The following is a 26771-nucleotide window of genomic DNA, read 5'->3' as shown; positions in this document are numbered from 1 at the left end:
AACGGAATTTTTACGCCTTAATTAGAGACTTTTTTGATAATTATTCACCATAAACTTCTTTAGCTAAATCAAAGGCAGTCCATGCATTAGGCCAGCCACAATAAAAGGCTAAATGAGTAATTAGTTCTACCATTTCTTCTTTGGTGACACCATTAGTTTTTGCAATACCCATATGCGATTTTAATTGTGGATATGCTCCTTTTGCCATCAAAGCAGCACAAGTAATCAAGCTGCGATCACGTGCTGGCAGCTACTTTTCGCGAGACCAAACTTCACCAAATAAAACATCATCATTTAATTCTGCAAATTTAGGAGCAAATTCACCTAAATTATCACGTCCTGCTGTTTGTTTTTTCATAATTAATTCTCCAATCCTTGATAATATTCATCTGTTACAGGTTCTAGCCACTCTGGCGTTCCCGCTGTAATTGCAAGATGCGCAAACCAACTATCTTTAGTAGCACCGTGCCAATGCTTGACACCATCATGAACTACCACTACATCCCCAGGATGTAATTTCTGTGCTGGCTTATTCTCTTCTTGATACCAGCCCTCACCCGCAGTTGCAATTAAAATCTGGAAACCATTGTTGTGCTTATGCCAATTGTTACGGCATCCTGGCTCAAAACTAACATTTGAAACACCAACATTTAATGCAGGATCTGCAACTAAATTCTCTAAGTAACTTTGACCAATGAAATATTTTTGATATGCTTCATTCTTTTCGCCTAAAGGAAACAAACCTTTTTTGACGCTTTCTTCATTATTTGTCATTCTTGGTCTCTCCAATCTGTTTTAGATAAGCTGCAAAAGTTTCGTCGTCAGCAATGCTGTGATCCTGCTTTGCCTGGTACCAGTCGATTTTTTGTCCAAGCACTTTCATATTGCTATTCAATTCCAGCAACTTTTCTTCAGCAGTAGTTTGAACTTCTTTTAACAAAGCTAGTCGCTGTGGAATAGTTGCATCCCCTTGGGCACGCAGCTGGATGTACTCTTTTAATTGCGGAATTGTCATTCCAGTACCTTTTAGATGCAAAACAAACTCAAGCCAGCTGAGATCATCATCTGTATAGTAACGTTGCCCTGTTTTATCTCTTTTAGGAACAAGTAATTCTTCTTGCTCGTAGTAGCGTAAAGTCGATGGTGTCAAATGCGTCAATTCACTGAATTGACCAATACGATAATGTTCTTTTGCAGTCATCATTACTCCTAGTTAACCTATTATTTTTAACAACTTTACGATATTCCTTCAAGTGCACTTTAAGTCAAGCGCTTTTTAATTTTTACGTTTTATTTTTTATTTTAAAACTTTTATCTTTTACGTTTTATTTTTAAATTTTTATTTTTTGACTTTTAATGGGTATTTTTGCTTGCCAAAATTTCGACCGACTTGTAAAATGACCGTTGGTCATTATTAAAAAGGAGACACTTATGCACGTCTTAACTCCTGAAGAAAAACAAGCCAAAAAACAGCTGATTGCAACAGCTGCAAGCAAACTTTTTCAAGAACACGATTTTAACGAAATCTCAATGGCACAAATTGCCAATGAATCTGGTGTAGCCAAAGGTACACTATTTAACTACTTTAAAACCAAAGAAAATATTTTTATGTACCTTCTTTTATCCGGCTACCAAGACTACTTAAAAGAGGTCTTATTCGATTGGCAAACTGGTTCCCAAATTACTACCTGGGGCCAATTAACTGCTTTTTTATTAAAGGAAAATCACTATTTAATTCACGAAAAGGCTGATTTATTGCGGCTTAATGCACTGCGCGCACCTATCTTGGAAGCAGCTGCTGATCGTGAACAGACGCTTGCCGGAAGAGCTGCTCTCTATCAAATCAGTCAAGAACTTGGTCAGGCCATTGCAAATAGTATTACAGAATTATCGGCTAAAAAGGCTAGCCATATTTTTGTAATTCAGAGTGCGATTATTAGCGGCTTAATGAATATGATGAATCTTGATGAATTTCATCATGACCAACTGCCAGTCGATTTTAAAGAATTTCAAATTGATTTAGAAACAGAAGCAAACCAACTGCTCGAGTTTTATCTACAAGGATTGCAAAAAGAATTGGAGAGATAATTGAAAATGAAAACTGCAAATATCCGTAACTTTGCCATTATTGCTCACATTGATCACGGTAAATCTACTCTTGCCGATCGAATAATGGAGCAAACTGAAACAGTGAGCGAGCGCGAACTTAGTGCCCAGTTATTAGACAGCATGGAAGTTGAACAAGCGCATGGTGTAACTGTCAAATCGCGTTCCGTGCGTAACTTTTATCATGGTGATGATGGTCAGGAATATGAATACAATTTGATTGATACACCTGGACACGTTGATTTTTCTTACGAAGTTTCAAAAAGTCTTGCCGCTAGTGACGGTGCGATTTTGCTTGTAGACGCCACTCAAGGTGTTCAAGCACAAACAATCGCCAACCTGCGACTTGCAGTGAAGCATCAATTAACCATTATTCCGGTTATCAACAAAATTGATAGTTTATCCGCAGACGTTGCATCAACTGAAAAGCAAATTCGCGCACTACGCCCCGAATTTGCGGATTGCGATATTTTGAAAATTTCCGCTAAAACAGGTAAAAATGTGCATGACGTTCTGGAAGCAATTTATCAAAAGATTCCTGCTCCAACTGGTGATCCCAAGGCTCCGCTCAAGGCACTTGTTTTTGACTCCCAATACGACCCTTATCAAGGAATCATCGCAGAAGTAAGAATGATTGATGGTCAACTAACCACCCAACAGAAATTGAAATTGATGAGTCAAGGTGAAACCTTTAATGCTCAAGCCGTTGGGATTTTTACACCTAACATGAAGCCTGTTGAAAAACTCGAAACTGGCGAAGTTGGGTACCTAGTTACCGGTCTAAAGGACGTGGCTGCTGTTCAAGTAGATGAAACCCTAACTGATGCAGCTATTCCAACAGCACAAGCTTTTCCTAACTTTAAGCCAGCACAGTCAATGGTTTACGCCGGACTTTACCCTAAAGGTGATACCAGCTATGAGGCACTGAAGCAGGCCATTAGCAAGCTCGCACTTAATGATTCAGCTTTTCACTACACACCTGAGCAATCAGAGGCACTTGATGCCGGTTTCCGGTGCGGTTTTCTCGGAATTTTCCACTTACAAATTATTCAGGAACGTCTGCGTGACGAGTACCACGTTGAGGTGCTAACAACTGCACCAAACGCTACTTACCACGTCTATTTGAAGTCACCTGATCCAAAGCAAGAATACCTGACCATCACTAATCCAGCTAAATTCCCTGACTTCTCAGAAATTGACTACGTGACTGAGTCTTATGTTAAAGCAGTCATCACCACGCCAGAAAGTTATCTTGGTGCCGTAATGAAGCTTTGCGACCAACATTTTGGTGAAATGGTTGATCTCGATAACCAACAGGATTTAGTAACATTAACCTATAAGTTGCCTGTTTCGGAAATTGCCTATAACTTTTTCAATAGCTTAAAGTCAATTACCCATGGATATGCAACATTAGATACTGAATTTCTTGATTACGAACTTGTTGATGTTGTCAAAATTCAAATTCAGATTAACTACGCAGCAGTTGATGCACTCGACATCATTGTGCCACGCCAAAATGCAGACAAAATTGCACATAAACTGGTTGAAAAACTAAAATACACTGTGCCACGTCGTCTCTACCCGATGCCAGTTCAAGCAATGGTTGAAAACAAATCAATTGCCCGTGTGGACGTTCCTCCACTACGTAAAAATGCAGCTGTTAACGGTGAAAAGCGGAGCATTTCTAAAAAGCAACAACTATTGCGTCGGCAAAGTTTAAACAAGCGTCAAGCAGTCAAAAGCGATATTAAATTGCCTCAAAGTGTTTTCGATGCTGTCTTAAACCTTAATGAAGATGACTAAAAACTAACGAATAACAAGTAAAAAGTAAAAGAGCCCCTAATATTTAGACCTATAGTCTATTTATTAGTGGCTCTTTTTATAGCTGCACTTTTTAGTAGAACTGATAATTAGTTTAAAGGAACACTTGGGCTAACCTCGCAATATCTGCTTCGATATTTTCTTTGTCAGAAACCAGAATGGCAACATCCCTAAATTGAAATTCATTTGCCAAATACTCTGTTTTTGCCTTTAAGTATTCGTCTGATTCCACAATAAGTAATTCATCTTCTTGCGAAGTCGATTTTGAAGAAATGTCTTCGGCTAAAGCCTGCATAGTAATTGCATAAAATTCCTCACCCCATTCCTTATCAAATGTGGCAAGACGATTTATATCATTTGTATAAACAAATTTAGCTATCTGTAAGTTGGGCACATGAAAAGCAATCCCGACATTAAGCCTCTCTTGCCTAATTTCACTTGGTACGTATTGTAGAACTGAATAGTAAATTTTTACTTTCTGCATTATTTTCACCCTTACCTAAAGCTTAAAGTGTTCTTGTAAAACAGCAACAATTTCCTGACAGCGATTAAGCTGGAAGTAAATAAACTTTTTAGCTGCCTGTAAGTCTTCGTTAGTAATGCCCCAATCCGTTAAAGGAATCTCTCTAAAAATATCTGCTTTAGCATCATCGGAAAGATTATCAATCCTTTGCTCTATTTTTGCAAAAGCCTGTTTTCCTTTAATCTGCTTTATCATTGCTTGATAAAGTGGACCATTCAGTTCCTCTAAAACAGTCAGCGGCATTTCCATATCCTGTGATAAGCTATATTGATCCCAAATCTGAGCAATTCTAAAAATGGCACCAAAGTCGATTAAGACAATTCTTTTCGTTTCTTTTTCAAAAAGCCAATTACCACGATTGGCTCCACGATCAATGTTTTCCAAAAGTTGGTCGATTAATAAAATGCCTGCAAAATCTTCCTTGTTAGTTGCATGTCTGAAAAAGTTCGGACATGCGCCTGATGTTGCATTAATACATCTAGAAGCAAAACAAATACCAGCTTGAGCATTGATCTCTTGAAACTGTTTATTTGCATCAATCATGTCTTGAGATAAATAAATTAGTTGCTGCTCAGGGACAGGTAGAGACAAAGCTCTTGCTAGGCGATAGCCAATTAGTTCATTAAATAGTGCCTTTCCAGTTTGATACTTGTTTTGACATTTCAATACCAACAATTCAAATTGATAATCACAGTTAACTAAAAACGGAACCGTCGTTCCCACTTTTAATTTAGCTGCTACTGAAGTTACTCTTTTCATAATACCAACTTCTACAAATACCTTAGTTTGTCAGATTTTTGTATGATAGAAAAAAACCACTTCGAAAATAATTTCGAAATGGCTTTTTAGTTCAAAGTTAAATTAGTCGTCTAACTTTTCTTTGTTAGTAACGTTTAATTTTTCATCGAATGTGTAAACTACTGGTTCACCTGTCTTCATTTCTAAGTTCATGATGTCTTCATCAGAAATGTTTTCAATGTACTTAGTTAAAGCACGAAGTGAGTTACCGTGAGCAGCGATGATAACGTTCTTACCAGCCAATAGGTCTGGTGCAATGTGATCTTCCCAGAATGGCATTACTCGTTCAAGACAAACCTTTAAGTTTTCAGTCCGAGGAATGATGTGTGGGTCAAGATCTGCATAACGACGGTCATGTACTTGACTAAACTCTGAATCATCTTCAAGCTTTGGTGGCAAAACATCGTATGAACGACGCCAAATGTGAACTTGTTCGTCACCATATTTTTCAGCAGTTGCTTCTTTGTTTAAACCTTGTAAACCACCATAGTGACGTTCGTTAAGTCTCCATGATTTAGTTTCAGGAACCCAAAGTTGACCACTTTCTTCTAAAGCGAAGTGCAAAGTCTTGATTGCACGAGTCAAAACTGAGGTATAAGCTTGGTCAAATTTGAGGCCGTGCTCCTTAATTAACTTACCCGCATTCTTTGCTTCTTCTACACCTTTTTCTGACAAGTTAACATCAACCCAACCAGTGAACTTGTTTTCAAGGTTCCATTCACTTTGGCCGTGACGAATTAAAACTAATTTCGACATGAAAAAATATCTCCTTTGCAAATTAAAAGCTTCACTTACTATTTTACACATTTAAATTTTGTTTTCATAGGGTTTAGGGCTAAAAATCGTTTTTTAAATTTTTGATTTACGATACAATAGAGATATTAATGAATATAAGGAAAGAGAATATCTAACCAAGATGAAATTCAAAAAAGTATTGTTAAGTATAGGCGTTGTCGTTGCACTAGTTTCTAGTGGCTGCTCTAAACAAAAAAAGCAAGCCGATCCAATTTTAACTAAAACACAGGTCATTCAAAAATCACAGAAGTCCTTTAAGAGTGGTGAAGCAAAGCAAATTGTTAATTTGAAAACCGACACTTCTAGTCAAATCGTTGCTTCTAACTATTCATTCGGTGGTGACCCAACCGTCTTTCACGTTAACTACCAAACCGAAGCTAAGGGTAAAACTCATAACATGGATGAATGGATTAGCAACACCGGTAATCTTTACATCAATGGTCAGAGCACATGGTATAAAACTGAAATTGAAAAAATGTCCGGTCACTCATATGCCGACGTTCTAGATGCAGTTTTAAACAACGAAATGTTAATGAATCCACCTAAGGGTTTAACTGATGCTTATAAGATGAAGCGTTCTGGTAAAACCTACATGTTAACAGCAAAAATCACTGATAAAAAGATCATGAAAGTTGCAGTTGCACCAATCTTTACAACTAATACCCAAAGTCCGCAGCAGCAAAAAATCTATCAAAAGCTAGCTAAAGTTGGTAAATTTGAAGATATGACCGTGAAACTGGTAGTAAAAGGCACTAAGTTATCCACTTTCAGTTACACAGTTAACCTCAAAATTGGGAAGATGATGAAAATGAGTGCAGGACAAAGTTATAGTAACTTTGGTCGCCACGACTTCCTGAAGGTTCCTAACAATGCGCTAGATGGTAAGCCACTACCAAAAGAAAATAAGAAAAAGTAATTTAAATTTATAAAAAAGAGCACTATTTCTTGAAGAAATAGTGTTTTTTCTCGAAAAGAATAGACTAGACCAATTAATTACTGTAAAATCAGAATTAAATTAAGATTAAACAAGGAGAAAAATTATGAAAACTAAAAAGGTTATTTCTAGTATATTATTAACCTTCGCCTTCCTAGCAGGTGGGCTAAGTCAAACACACAGCGTTTCGGCTGCTCTTGATAAAGAACAAGCAGTATCAATTGTTAAAAAAGGTTCACCAGAAACCCAAAGTGCAGGTTTAGATGCTACTTTTGATGTAAAAGTTAACAAGGAAAAGCCAATTATATTCAAGATAAATAGTGAATTAAAAATTAAGCCTGCCCTAGCTCATGTAACACTACAGACTAGCTACGGCAAAAAGACGAATAAAACTGAGGAAATGTGGACTTCAGAAGAAACTAATCGTCTTTATAGCAAAAATAAGGGTAAATGGGAATACACGACCTTACCAAAGCCTTCAAAAAAGAAGCCTAAAGGTGCAGAGGCTCAATTATTTAATCTCTTGAGCGACCCTAAGACATATACCAAAACCGGTGATTTGTTTATTAAAGCTCTAGATGACAATAGTGAATTGTCTGGACCGGATCAAGATGGCGTGTACACCCTAACTGTTAATGTAAGTGCACCTAAAATGAAAAAGCTATTCCTAGAGTTTTACAAAAAAGCTAAATTTAGTAAGAAAGAAATTAAGGAGTTCAAGAAAAGCGTCAAGTTTACCAACATCGAATTTGCCTACACAATTAAAGATGAAAAACTTGTTGGCTATACTGGAAATGTTACCTTAAAATTGGCAAAATTAATGAAATTTAGTGAGACCATATCCACAAATCACTTTGATGGGTATAATGATCTTAAACTACCCGATGAGGTTATAAATGCCAAAAAGGCAAAATCAAAGTAAATTTAATGGAGGATATCGATGAAGCTAGGAATTATTGGTAGTGGAAAAATTGTTCATGATTTTTTGACAACTGCGGATAAAATAGCCGACTTAGAACTAGCAGCTATTTCAACCACTCCACGCAGCAAACAAATTGCACAGGATTTAGCTGAGCAATATCAGATTGCTGAAGTTTTTTCCGATAATGACGAGCTCTATCGTGACCCCAATGTCGATACTGTCTACGTTGCTGTCCCTAACTCTTTACATTACGATGTAGTTAAACAGGCTATCCTGAATGGCAAAAACGTGATTTGTGAAAAGCCATACGTTGCAACGGTTGCTGAAGCAAGAGAATTGAAAAAATTAGCTGATGAACATCACGTCATTATCATTGAAGCAATCACTAATATCCATTTAGAAAATTACTTAGCAATTAAACGTGCTCTTTCTAAAATTGCGCCTATCCATATTGCTAGCCTTAATTACACGCAGTATTCTAGTCGCTACGATGATTTCCTGGAAGGAAAAATCGCACCAGTTTTTGATCCTGCAAAAGACGGCGGCACGTTAATGGATTTAAATATCTATAATATTCATTTAGCCGTTGGACTTTTTGGCAAGCCAAAAGCCGTGCAATACTATCCTGTGATGCAAAAAGGAATCGATACTTCAGGTATTCTAAATCTGACTTATCCTGAAATGCAGGCTAGTCTAATTGCCTCAAAAGATTGCTACACTACTCCACGTTCTTTTATTGAAGGAGAAAAAGGAACAATTTTCTTTGATGGTTCAACTGGTGTGATTGATCGTTTCAGCATTGAGTTGAGAAATGGCGATACTGATAGCTTTGAATTTAATCGTTACAAGCACCGGATGGCTAGTGAGTTCAATGACTTTGTTAAGATCATTGACAACCACGACACTAAAACCGCTGAGGAATTATATGATCATAGCATCACAGTCATGGATGTTTTGGCACAAGCGAAAAAATCGGTAGCAAAGTAGTCACATTAAAATAAAAGTCCTATTTAGAGTTATTACTAAATAGGACTTTTATTATTTTTTACCAACAATTCGACGTACTCGGTCTGCAGCTTCATATTTAGCAGAAAAGATTAATTCATCACCAGCTTCAATCACAGTATGGCCGTGTGGAACCAGCCACTTTTGCCCACGACGAATACGGCTAACAGTAATATCTTTGGCTAAGTCCCAGTCCATTAATTCACGTCCTGAATACTTCATATTGCGAACAACAACTGAATAGACAGCATTCTTGGTATCTGTTAGTACACTGTATACCCCTGGTGATTCAATCAGTGCGCGTAATAACGATGAAGTCACGTTACTTAAATCATAAACTTCCATTCCGTTCTGCCGTAGTTCATTTACTTTAGCAATATCCGCACGCTTTTGACAAATAATGATTCTCTTAAACTTGCCTTTAGCTTTTGCCTGCTCACCTAAACGTAAATTGGTTTCATCTGAGCGTAAAGCAGCGACAAAAATATTGCCACTGAATGCACCGGCTTGATTAAGATCGGTTTCTTCCAGATGTGGTAACAAAGTTAAGTTGGGCACCCGACTCTTATAGATATCGTAGTGTTCACTGCTTGTCGTATACATTTTCACGGAGTACCAGTTGTCGTGCAAGTCATGCATAATCGGCACAGTTAGCGCATTAGTCCCCATAATGACAACTTCTTCTTTTATGCGATCTTCAGGCTGCAATTTGAAAAGAGCGTTGAACAAAATTGGACAAAGAATACAGACGATAACAGCTGCCAAGATAAAGACGTCTGATTGAAGTCGAGAAATGACATTTAGCTTACGTGCAACTTCTAGTGCTGGCAGAACTATTGTAATTGTGGTTGCCGTCAAAAAACCACCAGCAAGACCATTACGTGAACCAAACTTTTTCATAAAAATCAGGGCTACTGGTAGTTTAGCCAAGAGCAAAAATACAACAAGAATTGGTAGTAAAATCAATGAATTAGGATGAGCAAACAATGATCTTAAATTAAGCTTCACTCCCGTCATGATAAAGAAAATCGGGATGAAAAAGCCATAACCAATCGATGTCAATTTGTCTGCCGTTTCATGACTAGGTTCAAGCAGTTTCATCACAATTCCGGCCAAAAAGGCTCCCAGAATATTTTCCACGCCAACTTTTTCAGCAACTGTGACTAAAGCAAAAATCAAGAAAAAGGCAAGACGCACATCTAATTGCGTTGTCGACTTAGTTACCTTGGCAAACCATAAATATGGTTGCTTAAAACGCCACAATAATAAAATCGCTGCGCCAAACAATAGAATAATCAGCCATAATTGCCTAGTGTTACCACCATTGATTGCAGCGTAACCTGTTAAAAGAATCAGTGGGATAACTTCACCCAAAACAGCTGTTAACAAAATAGTCTGTCCAACCGGTCGCCCCAAAATATCCTTTTCTTTCAGTGTCGCAATTACGACTCCCAAGGCTACGGTCATAAAGATAATAGTTGCAAGCATTACGTCACTGAATAATCCTAACATCTTTAAGACAAGCGCCAGGCACACCGACAAAACAGTAACGCCAATAAAGGCACTAATCGCTGTTTTCAAAGGATCAACTTGCTGATCTGACTTTTTCTTGCCAGGTTTCAATAATTCAAAATCAATTTCCATCCCTGACAGAAATAGTAACAAGATCACACCCAAACTGGATAAAAAGTTTAAGTCATGCGTTGGCTGAACAAAGTTAAAGCCACTAGCACCCAAAATGATGCCAATAATGATTTCTGCCACTGCAGTTGGGATTGCCGTTACTTTAAGTCGCGCCATTATAATCGGTACGATTAAGGCAAACAAAACAACCAAGAATAAAGATAGCTGTGCCATGAAAAGCCTCCTTAAATACTGTGAAAATTATACACGAAAATAGTATCAAGCAAAACTAACAACAACGCAGTTTTAGCAATAGTTTGCAATCTATTTAATTACTTAAAAAATTGAAGACAAAGTTTAATCAACCAGCACATTGTGCTAAAGTAATCCTAACAGCAAGTTACATTAGGAGGTAGTTTTAATGATTAGGAATGCACAAGTAACTGACAGTTCAGCAATTCAAGAAATTAATCGGACACAATTAGGTTACGATTGCTCACTTGAGCAAACAACTAAAAACTTGCAACGTATTTTAAAGAATGCAAATCATCATTATCTATTAGTTTATGAAGATGAAGTAAGCCATCAAGTAGAAGGCTATCTTCACGCTGAAATTTTTGAAGAAACCTACTTCGAGCCATTATTGGATGTCTTAGCTTTAGCTGTTGCCGGTTCAACGCAAGGAAAAGGTATTGGCACTCAGTTAATGAGCAGATTAGAAGAGCTTGCACAAGAACTCGGTATCAATGAAATAAGATTGAGTTCGGGAGAGGAACGAGTAGCTGCACACACATTTTATGAAAAACTGGGTTATCAATGTCTAAAAAAACAAAAAAGGTTTGTCAAAAAATTAAGTACAAAATAAAAAAGAGCTAATCACAATAGAAATTTGCGATTAGTTCTTTTGGTAGTCTTTAAAAATCAACTAACATATTAGAAATTTGCCACTTTAACAAAGCGATTCTCACTAATTGCGTAGTAGACTTGACCAGCAATATTAATCCTACCACCGTAAGTATGAACACTAGTGCCTCGTAATAGTTTAGTATTGTCAGCACGTAGACCAGTAGTATCGTAAATATATGCGTTATGCGTCAGAACTCTGGAAGTACCAATGATGTTACTTGCAACAACATATTCATTTTCACCAATTTGCAAGTACTTCTTACCATTGATCATTTTTGTAGCAGTTACATTCACTTCGACGCCAGCAGTCTTCAGTGGTGCATCGGTGCGTTGACCATTTGCATCGTAGACATAGGCATCATGCATCAACTTCTTCTTACCAGTTGGCGCTTGTGAAACTGAATCGGAGTCAGTAGCAGTACTATTACTGTTAGATACGCCGTCTTGACCAGTAGAGGTATCTGTTTCACCAGCTTGAAGATTGTAGTAATACTTAAGCAAGGAGAAAAAATCATCCATTGAGTAACCCCATTTAGCAAAGTAGCCATCTGGGTCTGTGTGATTGGTTCCGCCTAGAAAACGAGAAACTGCGTGGTGTGACCAAATTGTTCCTTGACCAGTGTTTGAAGCATTAGTTGGGACGATGCCATAGCGATGCAACAATTTAGCTGCATAAATTGCATCATTGTTAACACTTTTAGCAAACTTATCCCTAGTGTTTTCCTGGCAAAGTTCAATCTGGATATAGCGACTGTTTGCAACTGCACCAGCACCCCAGACACCATAATTTGGTGTCATCATCTGAATTACCTGTTTACTGTCAACGAAGGCATGAACATAGGAGTACATATTCATCCATTCACGGTTAAAGTAGATGGCTTCATTATAAGCAGAAGCATTTGGCGTTGCCGTTTCGTGAATTACAATTCCTTCTGGCTTACCTTTTCTGTACTTGATAATGTTGCCATTGGCATAAAACTTGTTGTACTTGATGTTGGCTGTTTGCAACATCTTGTACAAGTAAGTTTCCCCAACATAGCTATTTTGCTTAGCAACCGCATTAATCGATGCCGCCTCAACTGTCTGAGTCTGGCTGACTTTAAAAACAGGCGCAACTAAACCTACTCCGATAGCAACAGTAGTTATTAGTTTCTTTATCTTCATTCTAAACGTTAATTCCTCATTTCTTTTTGTTATCTGGTTTTTGTTTTAAAAATTGGCCTTCTTTACATACTGATGAACACCAATCCGGTAGTATTTGTGCCCATAAATTGTTATTGCAGCCCCATATGTTGCAACTGACTGTCCCTTCTTCAAGACTTTCTTATTGTCACGATTGCCATAATCGTTATAAACATAAGAATTNATCCGGTAGTATTTGTGCCCATAAATTGTTATTGCAGCCCCATATGTTGCAACTGACTGTCCCTTCTTCAAGACTTTCTTATTGTCACGATTGCCATAATCGTTATAAACATAAGAATTCTTCTTTAGTGTTCTAAAAGTGCCGTCAATGTTGCCACTGGCTATGTACTGATCTTCACCAATCCGGTAATACTTCTTGCCATTAATCTTTTTAGTGCCATAAGTTGCGATAACCTTGCCTTCATCGCCAGCCTTAATTGCTTTCATACCCTTAACTCGTTTACCTTCTGCGTCATAAACGTAAGAAGTATGCATCAGAGTCTTATTAACCTTCTCATCGCCTTTAGGTGCTTGAGAAGCAGGAGGTAATGCACTACCAGCATTTAGCAATGTATCATTAACCCAGCCTTTACCTGAGATGTACATCCGTTTTTTGCCGTTATAAAAAGTAATTGTCTTCGTTACAGTTACTGCATCGCCTTTATTAACTGAACTTGTTTTTGCAGAAACTGAGTGGTCAGTTGGCCAAGCATAGGTAGCACCTGCTTTTTTCACTACGTAGGACTTAGACGCGTTAGAAATCGTCGGATCATATTGCGTAAGATTGTAAGCAGTAATACGACTATTCAAAATCGTGTTGTAGTTATTGGCTGTTGCATACGTTCCAGTCAATGCTTTGGTAGCAGTAGTATATGAGGACGCATTTTCAAGCCAAGTGCCTTGGTAGCGGTCAGGTTGCCAAGAAACACCTAGACGCAACTTTTTACCATTGTCATCGAAAGACTCTTGATAGGTGTTGTATTTTCTGAATTTAGCAGTGACATAGTAGCTCTTGCCGTTCTTGTCTTCTTCACGCGTTTTAGCGGAATAAGTAGCACCTGGCCAACTATCATCTGCTTTCATACCAAATAAGTTGTTAGCATTAACTGCAAGCCCAGATTGCCCCCAATTCGACTCAACAATTGCTTGTGCAATCATTACTGAAGGATATAGACCATATTTCTTAGCGACCTTCTGTGCTTGTCTGGTAGCAGTGTTTAAAAAAGTTGTTTCCGTTGCTGTAGCAGCTGAGACTTGATCAGCTCGAGCTGGTGAAGCGGCAATTAAGTTGTTGGTAACTGGAATTACAGCAGACGCAGCGAGTAACGCAGCTGAAAAACCAGTGATTAGTTTCTTTTTCATAGATGTGTGTTTGCCTCCTTAATCGACATCTTTATTGTATCGAGCAATTTCACGAGAAACAATAGATAGCATTTAATTGTAGTCAAAAAGTAATATAGCTCGACTTTTATTACAAGAAAAAGTTATCTTTCTAAAACTTCCTGTAATCGATTTAGTAACTGATTTTTAATACGTTGTAGTTGTCCTCTACTGACACCTATTTGCCTACTAAACTGTCGAACTGGCTCACGCTCAATCAAATGCTTTATAAATAGCTTCTGCTCTATGTCAGACAAGTACGGTAGCTCTGCTTCTAATGCTAAGTAATTATCCCAATTATGGTTATCTTCAACTATTTGCAGGTCTGTCAGTTCACTCTCACGTTCACACAGATGTTGCTCCTTGCGTAACAAATCAGTTGTGCGCCAGATTATCTTGCGAAAACTGCTTCGATCGACTTCTTCACGCGGAAGGGTTTGATTCTGCGTGAGCATATGCGCATAAGTAATAATCCCTTCCTGCAAAAAGTCCTCATAATTAGTATAGTCCTGTCTCACATGTGCGTACTTCAATGCACCTCTGACTAGTTTTTGGTTCTCCCATGCCTGTAAAAAAGCTTGTTGACTTATTTCCATTTGTGACATCTTCCTTTTCGTCTTTAGTGTCACAAGCGCTTGTGCATATAGTAGCTTAGCAAGTTATTAATACTGCGTAAAAACAAGTATCGTAAGCGGTAACAATTGAGTTAAGCGCATTCTTAATTCAAGGGTAAAACATAACCCTGTGCTACTTGAGGATTAATAAACTCAATAAACCGTGCCAAAAAAGTGTAAACAAAAAGCGAATTAACCTAAAGTTAATTCGCTTCTTTATCAAAATAGGGTATCACGGCGTTGGGTAGCCTTCCTAACTGCCCGATGAAATTCAGTTAACAATGGCAATTCCAAATAGTCAGCTAGACAGCGACCATATCGTTGCTGTCTTTTATCCTGTAATTCAAGCAGTAATGGCTTAATTGCCAGGTCATTGTATGGATCATGAGGATGAAAGTACTCCGGCTGATCTATTAAGGATTCACCCTTGGGTCGCTGCACTTGCCAGCCTAGTGACTGCTCGAAATGAGCAATTAGTAGTTCGCAAAGGATGTGATTATAAACCAGACTATTGGAAATCTGGTCAACCACATAACGGCTACAATCATAATAAGCAAAAATGTAGCTTACTTCTCCATACGGTACTGTTTTAAATACAACAGAAGAAATATTAATGGCCCTAAAACCAATCATCTGATGCAATGATACCCAATCAATGCTGCCTGAGTTATAACTGCGTAATGAAAAATATGCGAGTCTTCCCGTAGCAATAATGTTACGACTAGTCAGGTTTAATTTACTAGCAAAATCACGTTGAAATTCCAAGCCAGCTAAAAGACATTTCTGTCCAAAAGCGGTAAATAATGAGCGTGTACTATTTTGACATAAGACTATCCCTTTCTGACAATCAAAAATTACGCTTTTATATTTACCTAATAGCGGTTCCTTCTGGAATTCATATATCGCAATTGTATCCCGATTAATTTGATAATTTGCATCTTTTGTAAGATACATGTTAATTGTTTGATCTACTCCAACTTTTTGTCGCAAAATATCTTTGGACCACACACGGTGCTCCTTTTCTCGCGGTAGATTTAAGGTCTGCTGCTTCTTTGCTAACATTCATTCAGTCCTCTCTATTTGATTTTACCTATACAATTATACACAAGTTGTTATCGGTTTCATAGAAGAGTAAACAAAAAACGGAAGCGACTAATGCCGTTTCCGTTTCTGTAATTAATTTAACTAATTAATTAAAAGTTAGCAACTTTAACGTATTGCTTAGCTGGGCCACCGATACGGTAGTATGAAACACCATTCTTGAATTTGTATGGTGAACCGTAAGTAGTAACCTTAGCACCCTTGCGTAATACACGACGGTCAGCACGTTTAGTACTTGTCTTGTATACGTAAGCGTTGTGAGTTAAAGTACGAACAGTACCATCGATGTTGTCAGCCATTACGTATTCGTTGTCACCGATTTGGTAAACTAAGCTACCATCAGCAAGTTTAGTAGCTGCACCATAAACGTTAACGTTTGAGTAAGCTGCTAAAGTCTTAGTACCAACACGCTTGTGGTCCTTGTCGTAGATGAATGCGTTGTGCATAACCTTCTTAGCAACCTTGTCAGCTGGCTTGAAAGTACCATCAACATATTTGCTTTCTACGTACTTGTTAGAATCAGCGCTATTAATACGTGTGTAACTCTTGTCACCAACCTTGATTGCTTCACCAAAGACAGCAATTTGGTCACCGTTCTTAACAACAGTCTTAGTATCAGTTACGTTGTTACCAACAATTTCGTAAACTGGTACATCACCATCTGATTGAACAGTCTTGTAAGAAGCACCTTTAGCACCAACAGTTAACATGAAAGTAATCTTAGTAGTCTTACCATCAGCGTTAGTTGCACTAACAACTACTGGGTACTTACCAGCAACCTTAGTGTTAACAGCTGAAACATCAACGCTTGGAGTTAACTTAGTTAAGTCAGTTGCACTAACAGTAGTAGCAAATGCAGCTACAATAGCATCCTTATCTACAACACCATTAACTGGTACATAGTTAAAGTTAGCAGTATCTGGAAGTGTATCAATGGTTTTAGTACCCTTGTACTTATTACCTGCAAAAGTGATTTGTGGGTATGTAGCATCACCTTCGTCTGTAGTTGGGTTTACAGTCAAAGTAAATGTACCAGTTTTACCGTTTGTTGCATAGTAGTTAAGAGTAACTGGGAATGCAGCAGCTGGCTTGTCAAAGCTCTCTTTTGCATCGTTCTTAACAGTAATACCAGCAGTCTTTAATGCAGCACGAACGTCTGCTTTAACGTTAGTCCAGTGACCAGATGCAGGATTTGTACCAGCTTGAGTAGTAACACCTACACCAAACTTGTTTACGATTGCTTGAGCAACAGCTTCAACGTTGTACTTAGTAGAATCAAGATCAACTGAACCAGATTGTACAGCCTTACCAGTAGTGATGTCCTTAACGTAAGGTGCACCAGTAAGTGATGCATCTGGAACAGTAAATGAAGCACTAGTTAATTCAACTTCATCTGAAATACCTTGTGCGTTTACATTAACTGAAGAACCATTGACAAGAATAGTCTTACCTGCAAGGCTAGTCAAACCAGTAATGTTAACCTTAACCTTAACAGCGTAAGATTTACCCCCTACTAACTTGTCAGTAGTTGCATTATTTGCAAGAATGTCTTTACCAGTAGTAGCATCTTTGCCAGTTACTTCATAAACACTTGCCTTAGCTGGAGCAACAGCAGCTCCTGTAGGAATAGATGGGGTTGAAATTGAAGCAGCAACTTTAGCTGGTGTATCACCATTAACAAGAGTTGAGACATTAGTTACACTTAAAACTAATGTAGCCTTATCAACTGGGTTAGTTTGTGCATCACCATTAACAGTAACAGTAGTATCAGCTAAAACAGTTGATACAGTAGAAGCAGCAACTGGTGCAACAGCTAATAAAGCAGCTGCAGCAGCACTAGCAATTCTTAAATTTTTCTTCATGTGGTCTTTCCTCCTTGTGTATATACAAAATAGTAATAGACTATAGGTTCAGTCGTTTAGAGCCTACATTGTTACAACATCCTTCAAGCCGAATCCATAAGTTTATAACTCTTATGAGGTAGCTTTCAGGCTGAAGAACGCGCATGCGTACAGACTAACGCGCCTGAAGCATAGCTATCACTTACCACATTTCATATTGTACCTACCTTTAGCTAAAATTGCAAGGTGTGCGGATATTTTACACACTTTTGTAATAAACGCTTACAGATTTAGGTAAAAGTACTTTCTTTTAGTTAATTCGCAAAAGCTTATGTAGCAATTATTTTTTACACTTTTAAAAATCAGCCAGTGTTCTTAAATTATTTTATGCAACATTAATTTTACAAAACATTAACAAATTAACAGGAAATAAAGTAAAAAGTCATGCCTAATTAAACAAGGCACGACTTTTTAATAAATAATTATCTTCGACTAGTAAACTTTTTCATTATTCTAATCAAACTAGTTGTGAGCCTGAACAGTTGCAGCCCTTTTTGAACTATCTGAAGAATCATCGAACAAATTTGTAACCACACGTTCAACATATGAAGCAGATTGTGGAATCTTATAGACATCAACTCCATCTTTTGCAAATGCATCTGCATCTGCAATTGTCTTCATTGCCGTTTTAACTTCTACTGAAGTCAAGTGATCAGCGGCATCCGGTAAGGCCAATGTGACCTTTTTATCATCACCATTTAAAAATACTAATTGTAAAGTTTTTGATTTAGTTACCAAATTAATCTCGCTCCTTTTCTTTCCTATATAATTAGCAAAAATTTTTTTTAGTTAACAGTGTCAATTAGCGGAATTGCCTGCTTTTGAATTAAGGTTGCGGCAGTCAAGTCCGCACCTTGCAGACTTGCAAGTGCATCCCCCACCTTAGCCAAGCCTGCGGCAGACGCACCCTTTTTCACATTTTTAAAGACACGCGACTTAATATTATCCTTGCCATCTTGTTGATTGTAGAAAGTGTATTGGATTGTTTGCTCTAATAAATCTAAACTCATATTTTTTACCATCCTTTTGATTGAATTATTGAAACTAACAATGTAAGAAGTAGCGCGCTAGATGTCTTACACTATTACTAACGAAATGAGACGGCAAAGTGTAACAAATTTCTTGAGAATTTTTTATATTATTGGCAAAAAGCGTGTATCGGTAGTCAAACAAGTATTAACCCTCTATAATTAATGTAAGAATTAGTAAGGAGGATAAATTCCTATTATGAAAAAATCCACGATTTGGACGATCGCAGCCGTTGTCATTATTGCCCTCGGCGGTGGCGTCTTTTACGCAACCCAAAAATCAAATAGCAATCAAGTAGATGCTTCTTATAACAGCGCAATTCAATCTGGTAAAGAAGCCGTTAAAGACAAAAATTACACTAGAGCAAGTGACGCGTTTGACAAGGCCCTTTCGATTAAGAAAACCGATCAAGCACAAGCTTATAAAGAGCAAGCTGACAACATGACGGCTGCAATTAAAGCAACTAAAGATGGTGAATACGATGACGCCCTTGCCAAAACTAATGATGTCATTAAGCAGAGCAACGGTTATTCCGTTTTAGTTAGTCACGGTAAAAAGCTGACTAGAACCATCAAGGATGTTCAAGATAATTATGAACACGAAATTAAGCCAATTTTTGCAACTGCTAAGCAAAACGAAAATGACAAGCAATATGATCAGGCTGCTGACCAATACCAAAAGGTGCTAGACCTACCTTATATTGATGGCAAGTACTACGCTAAATATAAGAAACAAGCTAGCGCTGGCCTTGATAAGAATAAGCAGGCTGCTAAAGATAATAAGAATGAAGCTGAATCTTCTTCTAATAGTAGTTCTAACAGTGCCAATTCTAATGGCGGTGACACTGGTAATGCAGGTAAAACTGGTGAAGGCTCAATGGGCGACCACAAAGTTCACGGTCAAACCGTTACAAATGACCAAATTGTTCAACTGCGTAAACGTGTAACTAAACTTGGCTACGAAGGTATGGCATGGAGTCCGCAAGATTTAATCGATCTTTACCGTAAATCTGGACGTGCAAATCCTGATCAAATTACTAAGAATGATGTGCAAAACTATCTAAAACCATAATTGATACTTTATAATGAAGAAAAGTTTTAAAAGCGTCTAAGTATTTTAGCTAAGACGCTTTTAACTTGGGCATTTTTAGCCATTTAATCATGTGCAACAATAATGCTATAATTTGACTAACTGAAGAAATGAGCTACTAGGTTTTTCTCAAGTAGCTACTGATAGTTGCTTTTACCGCTTAAACTCTGTAAAATGACTATTGACTTTCACGTTTCCTATTTTTACTAAAGGGGTGTCTGCTTTGACTGAAAAAGAAACAAATATCAAAGAGCAAGATAATGAACAAGAAAATGAAGAATTAAAGGTTGTCATGCCTGAGGCTGAATGGACAACAATGCCTGAAGAAGAATTTGCTGAACAACCTGATTATTTAAGAGTTTTCACTGACTTCTACATTGCTAAATTTAATCAACGTGACTTGGAAATCATGAACACTTATGATGTTGATTCGAACATGGTTGATATTAACCACTATGTAATGGACAACATCAAATTTTCACGTAATGAATTGGTTAAGCATGCTTTGCAATACCACGCTAACAACTTCCAAAATATAGTAGACGAAATTGTTAAGCAAGATAGTATTAAACCTGAAGAAATGACTTCATACAGCGATTGGGACAACTGGTACGAAGACCGTCGTAATAATATTTCTACTTCTTTATCATAATTTACTTGTACTATTACGAAAAAAAGAACAAAATAGATACTTAAATGGGAATGTCGGTTGACATTCTTTTTTACTTAATTAAATAAAATCTTGAAATAGTCTAATGGGAGTATCAGATTACTATGGATCACAAGAAGAAGCGGATTTCCGCGGCCGGTTTGTTAATCACAATTGGGATTGTGTACGGTGATATCGGAACTAGTCCGCTCTATGTTATGAAGTCGATTGTTAATGGTAACGGCGGCATCGCTAACGTTAACCGCGAATTGATTTTAGGTTCAATCTCACTGATTTTTTGGACAGTTACATTATTAACGACTGTTAAATACGTTATAATTGCGCTTAATGCGACCAACCGTGGTGAAGGTGGTATTTTTGCCTTATATGCACTCGTTCGTAAGCGAGCCAAATGGTTGGTTATGCCTGCCTTAATTGGTGGGGCTGCACTGCTTGCTGACGGTACACTGACACCTGCAGTTACCGTTACGACCTCAATTGAAGGTCTGAAAAATATGCATTTTGGTAGTAGTGTTCCTGTTCCTAATCAGAACTCTGTCATTATGATTACCATTGTCATTTTGTTACTACTATTTTCAATTCAAATGTTGGGGACCAGTAGTATCGGTAAAGCGTTTGGTCCAATAATGTTAGTCTGGTTCACTTTTTTAGGTGTAATCGGTATTAGCAATATGGCTCATGACTGGTCAATTATCGAAGCACTCAATCCCGTATGGGCAATTAAAATTTTATTCAGCCCTGCAAACAAAGCCGGTATCTTCATTCTAGGATCAATCTTCCTGGCAACTACCGGTGCCGAGGCGCTATATTCAGATGTTGGTCACGTTGGTCGTGGCAATATCCTAGGCTCTTGGCCTTACGTATTTGCTTGCTTGTCCCTAAACTATCTTGGTCAAGGTGTTTGGATTTTGCAAAACCCTAATTATCAAACTAACGGTGGCGAATTAAACCCATTCTTCGAGGCCGTGCCAGCTAACTTACGATTATTTGCCATTATTTTGGCAACTATTGCCGCAATTATCGCTTCACAAGCCCTGATTACTGGTTCATTTACACTTGTATCTGAAGCCAGTGGTTTGAAGTTTTTACCACGGATGAAAATCAACTACCCAACAACCGAACACGGTCAGATTTATATTCCATCTGTTAACAAGATGATCTGTGTCGCAACCATTGGTGTCGTTCTGTTCTTCCGTACTTCGGAACACATGGAAGCAGCCTACGGTCTGTCAATTACGGTTACCATGTTAATGACCACCCTACTCTTATTCGAGTACTTGGCTTCTAAGCATCACCCACTTATTTTGCGTCTTTGCTTCTTGCTTGTCTTTGGTTTTATCGAAGGCATGTTCTTGATTTCAAGTTTAACCAAGTTTATGCACGGTGGCTACGTAACTGTCTTAATTGCCGGCTTCATCGGTGTAATTATGTTCATTTGGTACTTTGGTAACAAGGTACGTGATAAACATGAAGGAGCAAAAACTTACGTCCGCTTAGACGAATACACTGATATGTTAACTGACTTAAGTCATGATGATGATTATCCAGTATATGCAACTAATTTAGTTTATATGGCTAAAGTGAAGTATAACAAGTTTATTAAACGTGAAATCATGTACTCCATTTTGGATAAACGGCCAAAAAGAGCGGCTGCATATTGGTTCGTTTCAGTTAACATTACTAATGAGCCTTACACTGCTCGCTATGCGGTTAATACTTATGGCACAAAAAATGTCATTAACGTTCAACTTTTCTTAGGCTTTAAAAAGCAAACCAGCGTGAATGTTTACTTACGGCAAATCGTTCAGGACTTAATCAAAGACGGAACAATTGAGGCACAACCGCAGGATTACACTACTACGCCCGGTCGCCAAGTTGGAGACTTCTCATTCGTTATAGTTAACGAAGTCTTCAGCCCACTTACCAAACTTAAGGGCTTTGAAAAGCTAATGTTAAAAGCTCGTATCTGGTTACAAAACTTATCTTCCAATCCAGCATCTTGGTTTGGTCTGGAATACACCGATACGGTGGTTGAGCAAGTCCCATTAATTCTGGGTCGTCCTGAGACAAAATTGCACATTAAGCGTGTTGCACCAAAGGACTACTCTAATTTAAAAGATCAGGAAACTGAATAAGAAACAAATAAGCATCTGAAGAAAATCTTCAGGTGCTTATTTTATTGTCTATGAAACTGTGTCCAACGTGTTGTCACTAATACAAACTAAGTCGGTTAAGTGGCCAGTATCGAACTTTGACTACACCTTCAATTTTACTTCTAGGAATTGCTCCAATGTAACGACTATCCTTTGATACACTCCGGTGATCGCCCAATACAAAGTATGAATCTTTCGGAACCTTATTAGTTTTTCTCATCAAGTTCAACTGCGCTGCCGTATAAATTTTCTTATAGTCTTTTTTAGTTGCTAACGAACGAATCGAAAAGTTTCCAGTGTCAGAGTAATGCGTACCATTGAAGCCATCCTCATGGTCTATCAGTTTAAAGCCCGGTTCTAAATAACTCTGGTCAATCTTTTTGCCATTAACATAAATCTTATTGTTCTTTGCAGTAACTGTATCACCTGGTAAGCCAATGATTCGTTTGATATAAAACGCTTTTGGTTCATCAGGTGCTTTTAGAATGATAACTTCGTTACGCTTTAGTTCACTATGGCGATAAGCAATGACGCGCTCTTGATTTTCAAAAGTTGGTTGCATTGAAATGCCTGATACAGAGCATTTAACTATTACAAACTTGGTTAACAAAAAATTGATTACGACAAAGGCGATGAATAAAACGACTGTATACTTAAAAATATCGTAGAAATCTTTTTTACTTTGCTGGTTATCTTTCATGAACTTAACTTTCTTTTCTATTACTGAGAACAAGTTTATACAATAAGTACATTATAAACTTTAGAATGAAGAATCCCAGTGTATCAGGCATCAAACTTTTTTATTAAAAGCGCTTTTTCCGAAAGATCCAATAGCCAATAACAAAGAAAACAGCGATATAGATTAACGTGCCCATAAGAAGCTCAACATTACTAAGATGTGTAGTTAGATGATATGTAGCATAATTACCATACTGTCTAGACAGATTGAGCATATTGAAAGGATTCCATTTGAGAACACTAACAAGCTTCGGCTTACTCATAATATCTGATGAAATACTTTCACCTAATAGTACTACTAAAAGGCTAGTAGTCATGACAACTGCATTACTGTTAATTAGACAAGATAATAAGAAAATTATTGTAATGATTAGCATGGACACCGCTAAATCCAACAGCGTCGCTTGCAAAGTATTAACCCACAGTGGCTGATGATAGTAATTGATACTTGTCCACGAAATGTTGGATTTGAACAAAAATCCTTTCAGTACAATTGTGTACCCAACTGCAACAAGATGTAAAAATATGTCATAAACAAGGAGCACTAAGTATTTAGATAAGTAAACGTAGATTTTATTAGATGCTTTATATAGCAAAGTTAAAATAGCGTTGTTTTGGTACTCCATAGAAAAACTAGTAGCTCCAATAACTATCAAGATAAATGTTATCCAATCCGTTGCATCATAACACATCACTGCTGTTAGTCTTGCTTCATCGCTGCCAATAGCATAACCAGTAAATATCATTAGCACTAACATGATAATTGGCGCAAGCCAGAACATTTTTTTATGATAAAGTTTGAAAAATTCTTGCTTAATACTGTAAATCATTTTTCCTCCTTATACTCTACGCCGTTTGAAAAGATAATAGCCCAGTAAGCCAAAAATGATCCCGTAAACTACCGTAGCAATAATCAATTGAAAATTAGTTAAGTTGGACTTTAATGCAAAAGAGCCTCTAGTCAGCTGTTGAGAAATAAAAATCATATTCAGAGGATTCCACTTAAGAATTCCAACAGCTGTTGGAAAAGTATGCATCAGTGCAGTAGAAAAGCTAGCGCCAAAATATGCTAAAACTAAGCCGATACAAATTACAACCGTATTTGCTTTTACTAACATGATTAACATGAATGATAAGCCAACAATAAAAAAGCAATAAATGACTGCACCGAAAAGGTTAAGAAGCAAGTCGGTTAGAATTGTATGGCCTTGATAATAAGCAAGCCAGTGATACTGACCAGGTACTGTCAACAGACTAAGCAGGAAAGTTAGCAGAATTGCGCCCAGTGCTAAAGCAATGCTGTAGCAAAAAACCACTAAAAACTTTGCTAAATATATCTTCAGTTTGCTTGAATTTTTATAAAGCAGCATAACTATTGTTTTGTTATCATATTCCATCTCAAAAAATGCTGCACCCACTGCAATAATAATAACTGGTATCCACTCAATCGCCCCAAAAGCAAAGAGTAAAGTGGATTTATTGATGGTCTTGGTCAATGTCGAATACAAAGTCGTTACTAATAAAACGAGCAGGCCTAACAAAGCTATCTGCTCATGGCAAAATTTATAAGTTTCTTCTTTTAAGGCTGTTAGCATCTTTTTAATCCCTTTCCTTGTTTAGGGTATCAACCACTATCTGCTCAAAGTTTGCTTCAATTGGCAACATTTCTTTTAAATGTAGTTTCTTTTTAGCAAGCTCATCTTGAATTTTAAAAATGTCCTCTTGTCCTACAATTAAATATTGTTTTTGTTTTTTAAAATTAATTCCCTTAGTCTTAAAGAGGTGCTCAGCTTGCTCATCATTTTCAGTAGTTAGTTTGTATTTCTGATGGCTAATTGCTTCAAATTGACCGATACTTTGATTCAAAATAATCTTTCCGCCGCTTATTAGTAAAACTCTGGTCATCACTTTTTGTAATTCACTTAAAATATGACTAGAAATCAAAAAAGCAGTACCCCGATCAGCATATTTTTTAATTAGTTTTCTAACACCAATTGTCGCCTCAATATCTAGCCCATTCATTGGTTCATCCAGAATGACTAGCTTAGGGTTGTTTAAAAGGGCAATCGCAATCCCCAATTTTTGCTTCATCCCTAGGGAATACCCTTTTGCTTTCGACTTGATATAGGAATCCATGCCTAATTCTGAAATAATTTTGACCATATCTTGATGATGATGAGAATACAATTCAAGGTTTTGTTCACCTGTTAAAAAAGGATAGATTGCTGGATGTTCGATCAAAGCGCCCACTTTTTCCAATGCATGATGATTATTTTCCGTAATCGCTGCTCCGGACATAGTGATTTTGCCAGTAAATTTTGTCAGACCCAATATGGTTTTCATTACTGTTGTCTTTCCTGCTCCATTTGGTCCGATTAAGCCAATAATATCGCCTGCCTTTATCTGAAAAGAAGCGTCCTTAACAATTTCAGTCCTACCAATATAGGTACAAACATTATCTAATTCCAGTACTTCTTGACTATTTTTCATTAAGTTACCTCCCGAAATTTTAATATTACTGTATTACTTAACTGATACACTAATATTAGATTAAAATTAATCTTTTTGCAACTACTCATATTAGTTAGCAATAAAAAATCAAATGCATATCTATTATTGATCTGTCATTTTCTAGCTTTTTGAAATATAATAACTGGAATGTTAGTTTTATATATGGAGGAATAATTTGTGGAAGACAAACTACTAATCGATGAAAAACAAGCTACTGCACTTTTTGATGCTTATTGTTCATCTGAAACAAATCAAGGTCATTACAAGGAGAATTACCGATGTCAGTTGAAAAAGACTACGAAATACTTAATAAGATGCTCAGCGAAAATAAAGATAGTTATTACGTTGACTTTGTTCCCATTACTTTTCAGAATGAGGGCTTCGCTGAATTAGCTGATTATTTAGAAAAACACTATAAAAAAGATTTTGCTAAAGGTATTATTTTTACTGCTTTCACTATTCTTTATTACTATGAGTCAGTTGTCTATTTGGATAATGACTGTGAAGATCCAGTTTATCCTGACCTGATTGATGACGACCTGAAAGAGTTGGAACTAGATAGTTTAGCAGAACTCATCCAAGAAGTGATTATGGAAAACTGGTCAGGACTAACCATTCTTTTTAAAAATGATGGTAAATATTCCTTAATGCAAATTAAGGATGGCTGTGACGTCTATTTTGGAAATCTCTCTGGTGAAGCACTAAAAATAGTTGATCAATTGATTACTCAGCAAGGCCTTTTCCTCAAGAAATTTGAACGTGAATATCGCACTGATTCTTTCAAAGAAGAAGGTGGCTGGAAAATCGAGCCGGATAATAGTCCTCTAAGCTGCCACAGTGAAAGTTTTTGGAAGCTCAAGGACAAAAATGATAAGCGTGTAAGCTTACTTGATAAAGAAGGTAAAGTATTAGGCGAATAAGTAAAGAAAGAGTAGCTTTCCTTACTAAAACGCATCTTAAATATCAA

Annotated in this window: 27 protein-coding genes and 1 pseudogene; 10 read left to right on the top strand and 18 right to left on the bottom strand. The window is 37.2% G+C overall.

Annotated elements, in window-relative coordinates; all coding sequences use genetic code 11:
• Positions 1-40 precede the first annotated feature (40 nt).
• The 3 genes and pseudogenes from CRG87_RS05185 to CRG87_RS05175 all read right to left on the bottom strand — a co-directional run bounded on the left by CRG87_RS05185 (position 41) and on the right by CRG87_RS05175 (position 1201).
• Positions 41-361: pseudogene (locus CRG87_RS05185) on the bottom strand (carboxymuconolactone decarboxylase family protein).
• Positions 361-774: a cupin domain-containing protein gene (locus CRG87_RS05180; RefSeq protein WP_074425895.1), complete on the bottom strand. Its 414-nt coding sequence runs from the start codon at positions 772-774 to the stop codon at positions 361-363. Before CRG87_RS05180 ends, CRG87_RS05185 begins: the two are co-directional and overlap by 1 nt.
• A complete protein-coding gene (locus tag CRG87_RS05175; protein WP_101138687.1) occupies positions 764-1201 on the bottom strand; it encodes a MerR family transcriptional regulator in 438 nt (145 codons plus the stop codon). The genes CRG87_RS05180 and CRG87_RS05175 overlap by 11 nt, the downstream gene beginning before the upstream one ends.
• Positions 1202-1431: 230 nt before the next feature.
• Here CRG87_RS05175 and CRG87_RS05170 point away from each other — a divergent pair, with 230 nt between their 5' ends.
• A complete protein-coding gene (locus tag CRG87_RS05170; protein WP_074425897.1) occupies positions 1432-2088 on the top strand; it encodes a TetR/AcrR family transcriptional regulator in 657 nt (218 codons plus the stop codon).
• A 6-nt stretch (positions 2089-2094) separates the two neighbouring features.
• Positions 2095-3909, top strand: a complete 1815-nt coding sequence (gene lepA, locus CRG87_RS05165; RefSeq protein WP_074425954.1) for a translation elongation factor 4 — start codon at positions 2095-2097, stop codon at positions 3907-3909.
• A 112-nt stretch (positions 3910-4021) separates the two neighbouring features.
• On the opposite strand, the gene CRG87_RS05160 is transcribed toward lepA, so the two are convergent.
• From CRG87_RS05160 to CRG87_RS05150, 3 genes are all read right to left on the bottom strand, one after another.
• Entirely contained in the window at positions 4022-4411 is a 390-nt protein-coding gene (locus CRG87_RS05160) for a DUF3037 domain-containing protein (RefSeq protein WP_074425898.1), read from the bottom strand.
• A 15-nt stretch (positions 4412-4426) separates the two neighbouring features.
• Positions 4427-5209 carry a HipA family kinase gene (locus tag CRG87_RS05155; protein WP_074425899.1) on the bottom strand — a complete coding sequence of 261 codons (783 nt, stop codon included), beginning with the start codon at positions 5207-5209 and terminating at the stop codon, positions 4427-4429.
• A 102-nt stretch (positions 5210-5311) separates the two neighbouring features.
• Positions 5312-6004, bottom strand: a complete 693-nt coding sequence (locus tag CRG87_RS05150) for a 2,3-diphosphoglycerate-dependent phosphoglycerate mutase (RefSeq protein WP_074425900.1) — start codon at positions 6002-6004, stop codon at positions 5312-5314.
• A gap of 160 nt (positions 6005-6164) precedes the next feature.
• On the opposite strand from CRG87_RS05150, the gene CRG87_RS05145 reads away from it, so the two are divergent.
• From CRG87_RS05145 to CRG87_RS05135, 3 genes are all read left to right on the top strand, one after another.
• On the top strand, positions 6165-6959 hold the full coding sequence (locus CRG87_RS05145; protein WP_074425901.1) for a DUF6612 family protein: 795 nt from the start codon (positions 6165-6167) through the stop codon (positions 6957-6959).
• 124 nt (positions 6960-7083) lie between these two features.
• Complete coding sequence (locus CRG87_RS05140) at positions 7084-7899, top strand: hypothetical protein (protein WP_074425902.1); 816 nt, start codon at positions 7084-7086, stop codon at positions 7897-7899.
• An 18-nt stretch (positions 7900-7917) separates the two neighbouring features.
• Positions 7918-8886, top strand: coding sequence for a Gfo/Idh/MocA family protein (locus tag CRG87_RS05135; protein WP_074425903.1), 969 nt, complete (start codon positions 7918-7920; stop codon positions 8884-8886).
• A gap of 51 nt (positions 8887-8937) precedes the next feature.
• Here the strand turns inward: CRG87_RS05135 and CRG87_RS05130 are convergent, their stop codons facing one another.
• On the bottom strand, positions 8938-10761 hold the full coding sequence (locus tag CRG87_RS05130; RefSeq protein WP_074425904.1) for a cation:proton antiporter family protein: 1824 nt from the start codon (positions 10759-10761) through the stop codon (positions 8938-8940).
• Between the two features lie 187 nt (positions 10762-10948).
• On the opposite strand from CRG87_RS05130, the gene CRG87_RS05125 reads away from it, so the two are divergent.
• Entirely contained in the window at positions 10949-11392 is a 444-nt protein-coding gene (locus CRG87_RS05125) for a GNAT family N-acetyltransferase (protein ID WP_074425905.1), read from the top strand.
• Between the two features lie 68 nt (positions 11393-11460).
• Here the strand turns inward: CRG87_RS05125 and CRG87_RS05120 are convergent, their stop codons facing one another.
• The 7 genes from CRG87_RS05120 to CRG87_RS05090 form a co-directional block, all read right to left on the bottom strand.
• Positions 11461-12597, bottom strand: coding sequence for an SLAP domain-containing protein (locus CRG87_RS05120; protein WP_074425906.1), 1137 nt, complete (start codon positions 12595-12597; stop codon positions 11461-11463).
• A 45-nt stretch (positions 12598-12642) separates the two neighbouring features.
• Positions 12643-13980, bottom strand: a complete 1338-nt coding sequence (locus tag CRG87_RS05115; protein WP_101138686.1) for an SLAP domain-containing protein — start codon at positions 13978-13980, stop codon at positions 12643-12645.
• A 122-nt stretch (positions 13981-14102) separates the two neighbouring features.
• A complete protein-coding gene (locus CRG87_RS05110) occupies positions 14103-14594 on the bottom strand; it encodes a sigma-70 RNA polymerase sigma factor region 4 domain-containing protein (protein WP_074425908.1) in 492 nt (163 codons plus the stop codon).
• Between the two features lie 237 nt (positions 14595-14831).
• Positions 14832-15674, bottom strand: a complete 843-nt coding sequence (locus tag CRG87_RS05105; RefSeq protein WP_074425909.1) for a hypothetical protein — start codon at positions 15672-15674, stop codon at positions 14832-14834.
• 131 nt (positions 15675-15805) lie between these two features.
• A complete protein-coding gene (locus CRG87_RS08000) occupies positions 15806-17575 on the bottom strand; it encodes an SLAP domain-containing protein (RefSeq protein ID WP_074425910.1) in 1770 nt (589 codons plus the stop codon).
• 501 nt (positions 17576-18076) lie between these two features.
• Positions 18077-18352, bottom strand: coding sequence for a DUF2922 domain-containing protein (locus CRG87_RS05095; protein WP_074425911.1), 276 nt, complete (start codon positions 18350-18352; stop codon positions 18077-18079).
• A gap of 47 nt (positions 18353-18399) precedes the next feature.
• The gene (locus CRG87_RS05090; protein ID WP_074425912.1) at positions 18400-18624 is read right to left on the bottom strand and encodes a DUF1659 domain-containing protein; all 225 of its coding nucleotides are present in this window, start codon (positions 18622-18624) and stop codon (positions 18400-18402) included.
• Between the two features lie 217 nt (positions 18625-18841).
• Between CRG87_RS05090 and CRG87_RS05085 the strand changes: the two genes are divergently transcribed.
• The 3 genes from CRG87_RS05085 (at position 18842) to CRG87_RS05075 (ending at position 22537) form a co-directional block, all read left to right on the top strand.
• A complete protein-coding gene (locus CRG87_RS05085; RefSeq protein WP_074425913.1) occupies positions 18842-19714 on the top strand; it encodes a hypothetical protein in 873 nt (290 codons plus the stop codon).
• Between the two features lie 241 nt (positions 19715-19955).
• Positions 19956-20384, top strand: coding sequence for a hypothetical protein (locus CRG87_RS05080; RefSeq protein ID WP_074425914.1), 429 nt, complete (start codon positions 19956-19958; stop codon positions 20382-20384).
• Positions 20385-20506: 122 nt separating this feature from the next.
• Positions 20507-22537: a KUP/HAK/KT family potassium transporter gene (locus CRG87_RS05075; protein ID WP_074425915.1), complete on the top strand. Its 2031-nt coding sequence runs from the start codon at positions 20507-20509 to the stop codon at positions 22535-22537.
• A gap of 76 nt (positions 22538-22613) precedes the next feature.
• Here CRG87_RS05075 and lepB read toward each other — a convergent pair whose 3' ends face one another.
• From lepB to CRG87_RS05055, 4 genes are all read right to left on the bottom strand, one after another.
• Positions 22614-23255, bottom strand: coding sequence for a signal peptidase I (gene lepB, locus CRG87_RS05070; protein ID WP_074425916.1), 642 nt, complete (start codon positions 23253-23255; stop codon positions 22614-22616).
• A 103-nt stretch (positions 23256-23358) separates the two neighbouring features.
• On the bottom strand, positions 23359-24123 hold the full coding sequence (locus CRG87_RS05065; protein WP_101138685.1) for an ABC transporter permease: 765 nt from the start codon (positions 24121-24123) through the stop codon (positions 23359-23361).
• 9 nt (positions 24124-24132) lie between these two features.
• Positions 24133-24888: an ABC transporter permease gene (locus CRG87_RS05060; protein ID WP_101138684.1), complete on the bottom strand. Its 756-nt coding sequence runs from the start codon at positions 24886-24888 to the stop codon at positions 24133-24135.
• A 4-nt stretch (positions 24889-24892) separates the two neighbouring features.
• Positions 24893-25783, bottom strand: a complete 891-nt coding sequence (locus CRG87_RS05055; protein WP_074425917.1) for an ABC transporter ATP-binding protein — start codon at positions 25781-25783, stop codon at positions 24893-24895.
• 299 nt (positions 25784-26082) lie between these two features.
• On the opposite strand from CRG87_RS05055, the gene CRG87_RS05050 reads away from it, so the two are divergent.
• Positions 26083-26724 carry a hypothetical protein gene (locus tag CRG87_RS05050; protein ID WP_074425918.1) on the top strand — a complete coding sequence of 214 codons (642 nt, stop codon included), beginning with the start codon at positions 26083-26085 and terminating at the stop codon, positions 26722-26724.
• Positions 26725-26771 lie beyond the last annotated feature (47 nt).

Origin of the sequence: Lactobacillus apis (assembly GCF_002837055.1) — a bacterium.
Lineage (GTDB): Bacteria > Bacillota > Bacilli > Lactobacillales > Lactobacillaceae > Lactobacillus > Lactobacillus apis.
Note: the sequence above shows the minus strand (reverse complement) of the source record. Positions and strands in the feature narration are given on the sequence as shown.

Coding starts and splice junctions, on each gene's coding strand:
- CRG87_RS05050 (WP_074425918.1), top strand. CDS start 26,083: ATGTCAGTTGAAAAAGACTACGAAATACTTAATAAGATGCTCAGCGAA.
- CRG87_RS05105 (WP_074425909.1), bottom strand. CDS start 15,674: ATGTTAGCAAAGAAGCAGCAGACCTTAAATCTACCGCGAGAAAAGGAG.
- CRG87_RS05170 (WP_074425897.1), top strand. CDS start 1,432: ATGCACGTCTTAACTCCTGAAGAAAAACAAGCCAAAAAACAGCTGATT.
- lepB (WP_074425916.1), bottom strand. CDS start 23,255: ATGAAAGATAACCAGCAAAGTAAAAAAGATTTCTACGATATTTTTAAG.
- CRG87_RS05075 (WP_074425915.1), top strand. CDS start 20,507: ATGGATCACAAGAAGAAGCGGATTTCCGCGGCCGGTTTGTTAATCACA.
- CRG87_RS05125 (WP_074425905.1), top strand. CDS start 10,949: ATGATTAGGAATGCACAAGTAACTGACAGTTCAGCAATTCAAGAAATT.
- CRG87_RS05155 (WP_074425899.1), bottom strand. CDS start 5,209: ATGAAAAGAGTAACTTCAGTAGCAGCTAAATTAAAAGTGGGAACGACG.
- CRG87_RS05160 (WP_074425898.1), bottom strand. CDS start 4,411: ATGCAGAAAGTAAAAATTTACTATTCAGTTCTACAATACGTACCAAGT.
- CRG87_RS05055 (WP_074425917.1), bottom strand. CDS start 25,783: ATGAAAAATAGTCAAGAAGTACTGGAATTAGATAATGTTTGTACCTAT.
- CRG87_RS05090 (WP_074425912.1), bottom strand. CDS start 18,624: ATGAGTTTAGATTTATTAGAGCAAACAATCCAATACACTTTCTACAAT.
- CRG87_RS05060 (WP_101138684.1), bottom strand. CDS start 24,888: ATGCTAACAGCCTTAAAAGAAGAAACTTATAAATTTTGCCATGAGCAG.
- CRG87_RS05065 (WP_101138685.1), bottom strand. CDS start 24,123: ATGATTTACAGTATTAAGCAAGAATTTTTCAAACTTTATCATAAAAAA.
- CRG87_RS05175 (WP_101138687.1), bottom strand. CDS start 1,201: ATGACTGCAAAAGAACATTATCGTATTGGTCAATTCAGTGAATTGACG.
- CRG87_RS05130 (WP_074425904.1), bottom strand. CDS start 10,761: ATGGCACAGCTATCTTTATTCTTGGTTGTTTTGTTTGCCTTAATCGTA.
- CRG87_RS05110 (WP_074425908.1), bottom strand. CDS start 14,594: ATGGAAATAAGTCAACAAGCTTTTTTACAGGCATGGGAGAACCAAAAA.
- CRG87_RS05085 (WP_074425913.1), top strand. CDS start 18,842: ATGAAAAAATCCACGATTTGGACGATCGCAGCCGTTGTCATTATTGCC.
- CRG87_RS08000 (WP_074425910.1), bottom strand. CDS start 17,575: ATGAAGAAAAATTTAAGAATTGCTAGTGCTGCTGCAGCTGCTTTATTA.
- CRG87_RS05150 (WP_074425900.1), bottom strand. CDS start 6,004: ATGTCGAAATTAGTTTTAATTCGTCACGGCCAAAGTGAATGGAACCTT.
- lepA (WP_074425954.1), top strand. CDS start 2,095: ATGAAAACTGCAAATATCCGTAACTTTGCCATTATTGCTCACATTGAT.
- CRG87_RS05145 (WP_074425901.1), top strand. CDS start 6,165: ATGAAATTCAAAAAAGTATTGTTAAGTATAGGCGTTGTCGTTGCACTA.
- CRG87_RS05140 (WP_074425902.1), top strand. CDS start 7,084: ATGAAAACTAAAAAGGTTATTTCTAGTATATTATTAACCTTCGCCTTC.
- CRG87_RS05135 (WP_074425903.1), top strand. CDS start 7,918: ATGAAGCTAGGAATTATTGGTAGTGGAAAAATTGTTCATGATTTTTTG.
- CRG87_RS05120 (WP_074425906.1), bottom strand. CDS start 12,597: ATGAAGATAAAGAAACTAATAACTACTGTTGCTATCGGAGTAGGTTTA.
- CRG87_RS05180 (WP_074425895.1), bottom strand. CDS start 774: ATGACAAATAATGAAGAAAGCGTCAAAAAAGGTTTGTTTCCTTTAGGC.